Genomic DNA, 9330 nt, shown 5'->3' on the forward strand with positions numbered 1-9330 from the left:
CGGCTAGCGCCCGGCCCGCTTGGCGAGCGGCTCCCAGGCGGCGTCCAGCGCCGGGGTCAGGATGACGACCGCGAGGCCGTTGGTCAGCAGTGCGGGCAGGTAGTTGGAGAAGAGGAACGTGTCGAAGCTCGTGTTCGCGATCAGGAACATGTCGGTGATCACGAACAGCAGGCCGATCGCCGTCGCGGCGAGCGCGCCCAGGGCGGTGACCACGATCCGGACGAACTCGTTCGCGATCGGCGGGATCGCGGCGAAGATCAGCCCGGCCACCGCGCCGACCAGGCCGTTGGCCACGCTCCAGTTCCAGTACGTGAGGCCGCCGCCCTGGATGAGGTCGATGATGAGGTTTCCGACGAAGCCGGTGAAGAAGCCCGCGATGACGCCGAACCGCTTGCCGAAGAACGGCACCAGGGCGAACGCGGGCCGTACGGCGACGTTCTGGGTGCCGGGGATGACGATGCTGATCAGACCGAGCACGGCGTAGAGCGCCGCGCCGACGGCGCCGAACACGACCGTTCTGGAGTTGACCGCCCACTGCGACGAGCGCGGTGGCAGTGCCTCGGTGCTCATGGGTGTGTGCTTCCTTCCTGGTGGGGGGTGAGGCGCGCGAGATCGAACGGGTGAGGGACCGCTTCCCCGTCCCGGACGCGGTCGCGGACGGCCCGGACCAGGCTCGTCTCCCGGAGTCCGGCACGCGACCACAGTCCGGAGTCCCCGGCGAGCGCCGCGGGGGCGGCGTCGGCGACGATCCGGCCCTCGTCGACCACGACGACGCGGTCGGCGGAGGTCAGTGCCAGGTCGACGTCGTGGGTGATGAAGTAGACGCTCTCGGCGGCGTCCAAGACCCGCGTCATGAACCGCGTGGTGCTGAGCAGGTCCTGCCCGGCGGTCGGCTCGTCGAGGATGAGCGTGCGGGGCCGCATGGCCAGGGCCAGGGCGACGGTGAGACGGCGTTGCTGGCCGAACGAGAGGGTGCGCGGCGCGCGTTCCATGACGTCGGCCTCGTCGTCGAGGAGCATGGCGCGCAGCACCTCCCGTGAGACCCGCTCGATCTCCTCGGCGGACCGGCCCAGGTTGCGCGGGCCGAACGCCAGCTCGTCGCGGACCGTCGCGCAGAACAGCGCCTGCCCGGGGTTCTGGAACACGTAGCCGAAGGTTGTCGCCAGTTCCAGCGTCGACCGCTCGGTGACCGGCGCGCCGTCCACCGTGACGTCGCCGCGCAGCGGTTCCAGGAGCCGTACGGCGGCGCGCAGCAGGGTGGACTTGCCCGCCCCGTTGCGTCCGAGGATCGCGACCCGCTCACGCGGTCCGAGCGCCAGGTCCACGCCGTCGAGCACGGTCCGCGCGCCGTATCCGAGGGCCGCGCCCCGGTAGCCGAGCCGCGCGGCCTCCCCGTCCGGCGCGGAGCCGGGCGCCGTGGTCCCGCGGCCGGGCCCATGACCGGGCGTGTGACCGGGCGTGTGACCGGAAGCCGCGGTCTCCCGGCCCGGGAGGGCCGGCGCGGCGGGCAGTTCGGCGGCGCGGGCCACCAGCGTTCCGAAGGGCAGCTTCACGTGCTCCACTGGCGCGGTGGCCAGGAAACCGGGCACGTCACCCGAGTACCGGACACGTCCTTCCGCGAGGTAGAGGACCCGGCTGGGCGCGAAGCGGAGGATCTCCTCGACCCGGTGCTCGACGACCAGCGCGGCGCCGCCGTCGTCGACGAACCGGCGCAGCTCCCGCATCAGCCGCAGGCTCGCCTCCGTGTCGAGGTTGGCCAGCGGCTCGTCCACCAGGATCACCCGGGGCCGCATCACCAGGACCCCGGCGAAGGCGACCATCTGCAGCTCACCGCCGCTCAGCTCGGCGGTGGGCCTGCCGAGCAGGTGCCGGATGCCCACCCGCTCGGTGACCTCCGCGATGCGGCGGCGGATCTCGGGCCTGGGCAGGCCCAGGTTCTCCGGGCCGAAGGCCAGCTCGGCGTCGACGACGGTGCCGACGATCTGCTTGCGCGGGTCCTGCAGCAGCGTGCCGACGACGGTGGACAGCTCCCTGACGCTCTGCGCGGCCACCGGCCGTCCGCCGACCACGACGTCGCCGGTGACCTCGGCCCGGTAGGCGTGCGGGATGAGCCCGTTGAGCAGCCGCAGCAGCGTGCTCTTCCCGCCGCCCGAGGGACCGCTGACCAGGGTCAGGTCCCCCGGGCCCACGGCGAGGTCCACCTCGGAGAGCACCTCCTGGCCGGTGGAGCGGTAGCGGACCGAGGCGCCCGCGACCTCGACGATCACAGGCCCTTCCCCAGGAAGTCCCGCTGGGACGCGGACGGCTCGTCGAGGGCGACGCCCAGCGCGCACAGTTTGGCGCGGGCGATCCGCTCGTCGAGCTCCTCCGGCACGGGGTGGACGGCCGGCTCCAGCGCGGGACCGTACGCCAGCAGGTGTTCCAGGGCGAGCGCCTGAACCGACAGCGACAGATCCATGATCTCGATCGGGTTCCCCTCCGCAGCGGCGCAGTTCACGCACTCCCCGTCCGCGAGCACGGTCACGCCCGGCGGCGTCTCCGCCACCTCGACCTCATCCGGCACTCCCCCGGCGACCGCGACCACCGTGCCGGGCCGCATCGCCCGCAGGTGCCCGCCGGTGATCGTGCGCGCGACACCGGTCGCGGAGAACACCAGGTCGGCCTGCGCGCACGCCTCCGTCAGCGGGAGGACCTCGTGGCCGTCGTGGTGGGCGCGGAGCGCGGCGAACGGGTCCACCTCGGACACCAGGACGCGGGCTCCGAGCGCGCGGGCGTAGCGGGCCACGCCCTGGCCGACGTGGCCGTAGCCCGCCACCGCGCAGACCGACCCGGCGAGCCGGAGCCCGGTCAGGTCCGCCGCGGCCATCACGCACGACTGGCCGGTCCCGTGGACGTTGTCGAACAGGTACTTCGAGCGGGCGTCGTTCACGGCCAGCACGGGTATCCGCAGTTCGCCCCGGGCCGCCATCACCCGCAGGGGGCGCAGGCCGCTGGTGGTCTCCTCGGCCGCCCCGGCGAGGTTCCCGACCAGGTCCTCGGCATGGGCCAGCCGTACGACGCGGGAACCGTCGTCGGCCAGGGCGTCAGGTCCGGCGCGGAGCACGCGCCGGGCGAAGCCGAGGTCCTGGGCGGGCGAGGCGTCGGAACGCGCGAGTACGGAGATCCCCTCGGCGGCCAGGGCCGCCGCCACCTCGTCGTCGGTCTCGCCCGCCGCGCAGGTCACGATTACCTCGGCCCCGGCTCCGGCGAGGGCCAGCGCCAGGTTCGCGGTCTTGGGCTCCAGCACGAGCACCAGGCCGATCCGGCGGCCGGTGAGATCGAGCCGCCCGGTGACCGCGTCCAGCACCGGCATGAACCGCCGGGCCCAGGCGATCCGGTCCGCCCCGCGTGCCGCCAGGGAGGCGTCCCTGATGTCGGTCAGCACGCCATGTCCAGCACGAACACCTCGCGGGCGGGGTCGAGGCGGTAGGCGGTGACGCCGTCGCGGACGCGCGTCCCCCGGAGTCCGGGCGGGATGCCGGCCGCCGCGGCGGGGGTTCCGGTTCCGTCCGCCTGCCGGGTTCCGGCCTCGTCCGCCTGCCGGGTTTCGATCCCGTCCGCCTGCCGGGTTCCGGTTCCGTCCGAACGTCCCCCGGCGGAGACGCTCCCGACGGCCTCTCCGGTGCCGGGAGGCGGGCCGGCGAGGACCAGGATCGTCCCGTCGCGTAACAGGGAGAGGTGCCGCTCACCGGCTCCGATCACCATGTCGGCGACGGCCACGGCCTCCTCCTCCGGCAGGACCCGATGGCCGTCGAGGGCGGCCGCCGGGTCGGTGAGGAGGGTCTGCGCGCCCATCGCGCGGAGGCACGCGGCCAGTTCCGGCTCCCGCCCGAGGACGGCCACGCGCCTGCCCGCCATCAGGAGATTGGTGAGCCGGAGGATGGTCTGGATCGCGGTCTGCGCCGTGCGATGCCCGTCGATCATCTTCCCGGTCCCTGATCAGATCTTTCGCAAGATCCGATTAAAGGGGAGAGCCGAGGGCGGTGACAATGCTCTTTCCCTTATTTCAGGATTTTTCCCTGAAAAAGATCAATTCGGCAACGCGCAGGTCACCGCCCGGTGTCGCCCGGATCCGTTCCCGATGGAGTTCCCGGCGGAGACGTCCCGCGATGCACGGGCGACCTGGAGGTTCGCGATCCCTCCCCCTCCACGGTCGCCGATCCGGTGTTCCCCGGCGGGAGGTGACCGGCGTCCGGCGGGCGTTCGGGGGCCGTCGCCCCCACCGGGCCCGTGCCCGCGCCCGGATCAAGCAGTGATCATGAATGCCAGGCCGAGCAGCACGATGACGGGGATCAGCCACACCACGGCTTCGACTGCGAACTCCTTGTACACGGCTGATTTCTCCTTTTAGGTTCTGCTCAATGCCTGGTTCCGGTCATGCGAAGCATATTCGCCCGTCAGGACGACGCCGTACCGGACCCGGACCGGCCCGGCCCCCGGGGACGCCCCGCATAGTCCGCCGACGGCCGGGTACGGCCAGCACAACCGTCGGCGGCAGGGTGCGGCCCGGCCGGGACGACGGGGTCCGATGCGGAAAACGGGAAGGGCCGGGACCGCGGCGACGCACGGCGCGGCGCCGGGAACGGCCCCTCGGCCGCCGGACCACATGACGAGAAGACACCGAGCTGGTAGGAGGATCCATGACGATGAAGAGCGCGGGCGAGGAGCAGGTGAACATCGTCGATGAGCGGCTCTATCTCGGCACGGGCTTCGCCGACGACGAGCGTCCCGGCATCGTGGAACGGTTCACCCCGCTGGAGAAGCGGCTGCGCTCCCATCCCCTCGGCTCGGTGGATCTGCTGCTGAACGTCAAGAACCGCGACCGGGCCGAGCAGAAGGTCACCCTCGAGTGCCGGCTGGCGGGCACCGACCCGCTGGTGGCCACCTCGGGCGAGGAGGACATGACCTCGGCGCTGAACGAGGTCCGCGACGACCTCATCCAGCAGCTCGACAAGCTCAAGACCAAGCGCGACCCCCGTCACCAGCAGCGCCGCCCCTGACGCCGCCCCTGACGCCGCCGATGGAGCCGGCTCCGGTCAGAGACCGGAGCCGCCGGTGGCGTCGAGGGTGGAGCCGGTGACCCAGCGGGCGTCGTCGGAGGCGACGAAGGCCACCACGTCGGCGACGTCCTCGGGCGTGCCGACCCGGCCCAGGGCGGCGTGGCTCGCCGCGAACGCCTCGGCCTCGGGGTCGCCGCGCAGCCAGTCGGCGTTGATGTCGGTGTCGACGAACCCGGGGGCGACCGAGTTCACCGTGATCCCGCGCGGCCCGAGCTGCTTGGCGAGGGCCTGGCCCATCACCTCGATCGCCGCCTTGGTCCCGGAGTAGGCGATGGTCCCGGGGAAGGCGATCCTGACCACCCCCGAGGTGATGTTGACGATGCGCCCGCCGTCCCGCATGAGCGGGAGCGCCCGCTGGACGATGAAGAGCGGCGCCTTGACGTTCACCGCGTAGACCCTGTCGTACAGCTCGGGCGTGAGCTCCTCGATCGGGACCGAGGCGTTGATCCCGGCGTTGTTGACCAGGATGTCCAGCCCGTCGATCTCCGGTTCCAGCGCGGCGAAGAGCGTGTCCACGTCGCCGGGCACGCCCAGCTCGGCCCGTACGGCGAAGGCCCGGCCCCCGGCCCCGGTGATGTCCGCGACCGTCTCCTTCGCCGCCGCCTCGTCCCTGGCGTAGTGGACGGCCACCCGCACGCCGTCCCGTCCCAGCCGCAGCGCGATCGCCCGGCCGATCCCCCGGCTCGCACCCGTCACCAGAGCTGTCCTCATGTCGCCCTCCTCGTTTTTGTAGCGCTCGATACAGAAAGAACCGTAACACGATTCTTTAACGGTCGCTACACTTGGGGCATGGGAAGGCAACGCGAGTTCGACCGGGACGCGGCGCTGGAGAGCGCGCTGCTGGAGTTCTGGCGGCACGGCTACGAGGCGACCTCGATCGCCTCGCTCACCGCGGCCATGGGCATCCGCCCGCCCAGCCTGTACGCCGCCTTCGGCGACAAGCGGCGGCTGTTCGACGAGGTGGTCGAGCGCTACCAGCGCACCCACGGCGCCTTCACGTCGCGGGCGCTGCGCGAGGAGGCGACCGGCCGGGCCGCGATCGCCCGGTTCCTCCGCACGGCCGCCGCGGAGTACACCGACCCGTCCCACCCGCCCGGCTGCCTGGTGATCAGCGCGGCGGTCAACTGCGGGCCGGGGTCGGCGGAGGTGGAGGGGGACATGCGCCGCCTCAGGGAGGCGGGCAAGGCGGCGATCGCCGAGCGAATCGCCGGGGACGTCGCGGCGGGCCGGCTCCCGGCGGACACCGACGTCGGCGCGCTGACGACCTTCTACGCCGGCGTCCTCCAGGGCATGTCCACCCAGGCCCGCGACGGCGCCGGCCGCGAGGAGCTGGAACGCGTCGCCGACCTCGCCATGCTCGCCTGGCCCCCGGAAGGCCGTGACCCGGACGCCCGGTGATCCCAGGCGGGCGTCCGGGCCGGGGTCACCGGTTCTTGGCCGAACTGTCCTCCGGCGCCGCGTCGCGCGGAGTGGCGCGGAGCCAGCGCGTGCCGTACGGCTCCAGCGTGAACGCGAGCTTGCCGCTCTTGGGGAGGTCGTGCGTGCCGTCCACCAGCAGGTCGACGAGCGTGTCGCAGTGGTCGAGACCCTCCAGGACGAGCTCCACGTTCGCCTCGCGGCCCGCGAAGTTGTGCACCGCGATCACGGCTCCGCCCTCGGCGTCGGCCCGGTGGGCCAGCACGGCGGCGTCGTCCCCGGTGTCCAGCACCTCGTAGTCGCCCCAGGCCAGCTCGGGGCACTCCCGGTAGCGCTCGATCAGCAACATGATCCACCTGAGCAGCGAGTCGGGGTCGCGGCGCTGGTCGCTCACATTGACGTTCCGCGGGCCGAACTTCCCGGTGGGCGAGGGGACCGAGACCTTCGGGTCGGGTGAGAAGCCGCCGGAGGGAGACCACTGCATCGGGATCCGGACGGCCATCCGGCCCTCGCCCTTCAGGTTCTCGCCGAGACCGATCTCCTCGCCGTAGAAGAGCACCGGAGTGCCCGGCAGGGAGAACAGCACGCTGTAGGCCAGCTTGAGCCGGCGCGGGTCCCCGTCGAGCATCGGCGGCAGGCGGCGGCGGAGCCCCCGGTCGTACACCTGCATGTCCTTCGTGGGGCCGAAGGCGTCGAAGACCTCCTGTTTCTCGGCCTCGGTGAGCTTGTCCAGGGTCAGCTCGTCGTGGTTGCGGACGAACATGGCCCACTGGGAGTCGTCCGGTTCCTTGGGCCGCTCGCGCAGGGCGGCCGCCAGCGCCCGGGGGTCCTGGCGGGCCATCGACAGGTGGAACCGCTGCATGGCGATGAAGTCGAAGCACATGGTGACCTCGTCGCCGTTGCCGTCGCCGAAGTACCTCATCAGGTCGGGGTAGGGCAGGTTCACCTCGCCGAGCAGGATCGAGGTGCCGTCGCGGCGGTTCATGAACGCCCGCAGGTCGGCGAGGAACTCGTGCGGGTCGCCGGAGATGTCCTCGATCAGGAACGGCACCGCGTCCACCCGGAACCCGGACAGCCCCAGCTCCATCCAGAAGCCGAGGATGCGGGCGATCTCGTCGCGCACCTCGGGGTTGGCGGTGTTCAGGTCGGGCTGGAAGCGGTAGAAGCTGTGGTAGTAGTACTGCCCGGTCTTCTTGTCGAGCTCCCAGAGGCTGTCCTCCTTGTCGGGGAAGACGATCGCCTTGGGATCGAACTCCTGGGGCTCGTCACGCCAGATGTACCAGTCCCGCTTGGCCGAGTCGCGGCTGGAGCGGGCCTCCTTGAACCAGGGGTGCTGGTCGGATGTGTGGTTGACCACCAGGTCGGCGATCACCCGGATCCCCCGGTCCCTGGCCGTGCGCATGAACTCCACGAAGTCGCCCAGGGTGCCGAGCCGGGGGTCCACCGAGTAGAAGTCGGTGATGTCGTAGCCGTCGTCGCGGTCCTCGGTCGGGTAGAACGGCATCAGCCAGATGCAGGTCACCCCGAGCCGGGAGAGATGGTCGACCTCCTGGGCGAGCCCCCGGAAATCGCCGATGCCGTCACCGTTGCCGTCCTTGTAGGTCTCGACGTCAAGGCAGTAGACGACGGCGTTCTTCCACCAGAGGTCGGCTGTGTAGGTCATTCGCATGCATCCGCACTACCCTCGCTTGGCCCTTTCATGAGGGAAGCGCGGGACCGCGGAGCACGGTCCCGCCCGGAGGGCGCCGGCCACGGGGTACGGCCCCGCACGGGAAAGCCGGGGACCCGGGTCCGCACGGGAAAGGCGCGGGCCGTGAAGCCCGCGCCTTCCTGTTCGTCCGGTACCCGCCCGCTCCGCCGAAGCGCCGGTCACATGTGCGACCCGTCGGCCGGAGGGCCCTTCGCGGGGCCCTCCGGCGTCTCTCACGACCGGCGGACCGGGATGATCCCGCTCAGGACGGCGGGATCAGCACAGCGGGACGATCGTGGTGGTGCAGACCGCGCCGATCGGGTAGGCACGGACGACCCCTACGACGGGACGGGTGTAGATCACCGGCCGGGTGTACACCAGCGGCCTCGGATAGACGACCTGCTTGGGCGGGTAGACCACGGTCACGCGCCCCCCAGGTCCCTGCGGACCGGACACACCGGGCGTTCCGGCGGGCCCGGGCGGGCCCTGCGGACCCTCGGGTCCGGGCGGACCCTGCGGACCCTCGGGTCCGGGCGGACCCTGGGGACCTTCCGGGCCGATGTCGCCCTGGGGGCCGATCGGTCCCTGCGGACCGGCGGGACCGGGCTCACCGGGCAGACCCGGCAGCCCCTGCGGGCCTTCCGGACCCTGCGGACCGGCCGGGCCAGGCTCACCCTGCGGGCCGGGCAGACCGGGCTCACCCTGCGGACCCGTCATGCCCATCGGACCCATCGGGCCTTCCGGACCCTGCGGACCGGCGGGACCGGGCTCACCCGGAGCACCGGGCAGACCGGGCTCACCCTGCGGGCCGGCCGGACCGGTGTCACCCGCCGGACCCTGCGGACCCGCCGGACCGGGCTCACCCGGCGCACCCGGCAGACCGGGCTCACCCTGCGGACCCGTCATACCCATCGGACCCATCGGGCCCTCCGGACCGGCCGGACCCGTGTCACCCGCCGGACCCTGCGGACCCGCCGGACCGACGTCACCGGGCAGACCCTGCGGACCAGCCGGACCAACCGGGCCCTCCGGACCCTGCGGACCCGCCGGACCGGGCTCACCCGGCGCACCCGGCAGACCGGGCTCACCCTGCGGACCCGTCATACCCATCGGACCCATCGGGCC

The 9330-nt window shown here is 72.4% G+C and carries 9 protein-coding genes; 2 read left to right on the top strand and 7 right to left on the bottom strand.

Annotated elements, in window-relative coordinates:
* Positions 1–3 precede the first annotated feature (3 nt).
* Genes ACFYSC_RS06590 through ACFYSC_RS06605 form a run of 4 tightly spaced genes read right to left on the bottom strand, consistent with a single transcriptional unit; the run spans position 4 to position 3963 of the window.
* Positions 4–570 (bottom strand): ECF transporter S component, encoded by a 567-nt coding sequence (locus ACFYSC_RS06590; RefSeq protein WP_362931491.1) that lies wholly within the window; start codon positions 568–570, stop codon positions 4–6.
* Positions 567–2267, bottom strand: coding sequence for an ABC transporter ATP-binding protein (locus tag ACFYSC_RS06595; protein WP_389957622.1), 1701 nt, complete (start codon positions 2265–2267; stop codon positions 567–569). The genes ACFYSC_RS06590 and ACFYSC_RS06595 overlap by 4 nt, the downstream gene beginning before the upstream one ends.
* Positions 2264–3424 (bottom strand): adenosylhomocysteinase, encoded by a 1161-nt coding sequence (locus ACFYSC_RS06600; protein ID WP_389957624.1) that lies wholly within the window; start codon positions 3422–3424, stop codon positions 2264–2266. The genes ACFYSC_RS06595 and ACFYSC_RS06600 overlap by 4 nt, the downstream gene beginning before the upstream one ends.
* Positions 3418–3963: a hypothetical protein gene (locus ACFYSC_RS06605; RefSeq protein ID WP_389957627.1), complete on the bottom strand. Its 546-nt coding sequence runs from the start codon at positions 3961–3963 to the stop codon at positions 3418–3420. Before ACFYSC_RS06605 ends, ACFYSC_RS06600 begins: the two co-directional genes overlap by 7 nt.
* Before the next feature lie 716 nt (positions 3964–4679).
* Between ACFYSC_RS06605 and ACFYSC_RS06610 the strand changes: the two genes are divergently transcribed.
* Positions 4680–5039 (top strand): HPF/RaiA family ribosome-associated protein, encoded by a 360-nt coding sequence (locus tag ACFYSC_RS06610; RefSeq protein ID WP_389957629.1) that lies wholly within the window; start codon positions 4680–4682, stop codon positions 5037–5039.
* Positions 5040–5075: 36 nt separating this feature from the next.
* Here the strand turns inward: ACFYSC_RS06610 and ACFYSC_RS06615 are convergent, their stop codons facing one another.
* Positions 5076–5810, bottom strand: a complete 735-nt coding sequence (locus ACFYSC_RS06615) for an SDR family oxidoreductase (protein WP_389957631.1) — start codon at positions 5808–5810, stop codon at positions 5076–5078.
* Between the two features lie 78 nt (positions 5811–5888).
* Here ACFYSC_RS06615 and ACFYSC_RS06620 point away from each other — a divergent pair, with 78 nt between their 5' ends.
* Entirely contained in the window at positions 5889–6497 is a 609-nt protein-coding gene (locus ACFYSC_RS06620) for a TetR/AcrR family transcriptional regulator (RefSeq protein WP_389957634.1), read from the top strand.
* Between the two features lie 25 nt (positions 6498–6522).
* Here ACFYSC_RS06620 and ACFYSC_RS06625 read toward each other — a convergent pair whose 3' ends face one another.
* Positions 6523–8178: an alpha-amylase family protein gene (locus ACFYSC_RS06625; protein WP_389957637.1), complete on the bottom strand. Its 1656-nt coding sequence runs from the start codon at positions 8176–8178 to the stop codon at positions 6523–6525.
* Between the two features lie 303 nt (positions 8179–8481).
* The gene (locus ACFYSC_RS06630; protein ID WP_389957639.1) at positions 8482–8631 is read right to left on the bottom strand and encodes a hypothetical protein; all 150 of its coding nucleotides are present in this window, start codon (positions 8629–8631) and stop codon (positions 8482–8484) included.
* Between the last annotated feature and the right edge of the window lie 699 nt (positions 8632–9330).

This window comes from Streptosporangium sp. NPDC004379, from assembly GCF_042873875.1.
Lineage (GTDB): Bacteria > Actinomycetota > Actinomycetes > Streptosporangiales > Streptosporangiaceae > Streptosporangium.

What these genes read in the sequence shown, in the direction of transcription:
- ACFYSC_RS06590 (WP_362931491.1), bottom strand. Translation starts at nt 570, where the DNA reads ATGAGCACCGAGGCACTGCCACCGCGCTCGTCGCAGTGGGCGGTCAAC.
- ACFYSC_RS06605 (WP_389957627.1), bottom strand. Translation starts at nt 3,963, where the DNA reads ATGATCGACGGGCATCGCACGGCGCAGACCGCGATCCAGACCATCCTC.
- ACFYSC_RS06610 (WP_389957629.1), top strand. Translation starts at nt 4,680, where the DNA reads ATGACGATGAAGAGCGCGGGCGAGGAGCAGGTGAACATCGTCGATGAG.
- ACFYSC_RS06615 (WP_389957631.1), bottom strand. Translation starts at nt 5,810, where the DNA reads ATGAGGACAGCTCTGGTGACGGGTGCGAGCCGGGGGATCGGCCGGGCG.
- ACFYSC_RS06620 (WP_389957634.1), top strand. Translation starts at nt 5,889, where the DNA reads ATGGGAAGGCAACGCGAGTTCGACCGGGACGCGGCGCTGGAGAGCGCG.
- ACFYSC_RS06625 (WP_389957637.1), bottom strand. Translation starts at nt 8,178, where the DNA reads ATGACCTACACAGCCGACCTCTGGTGGAAGAACGCCGTCGTCTACTGC.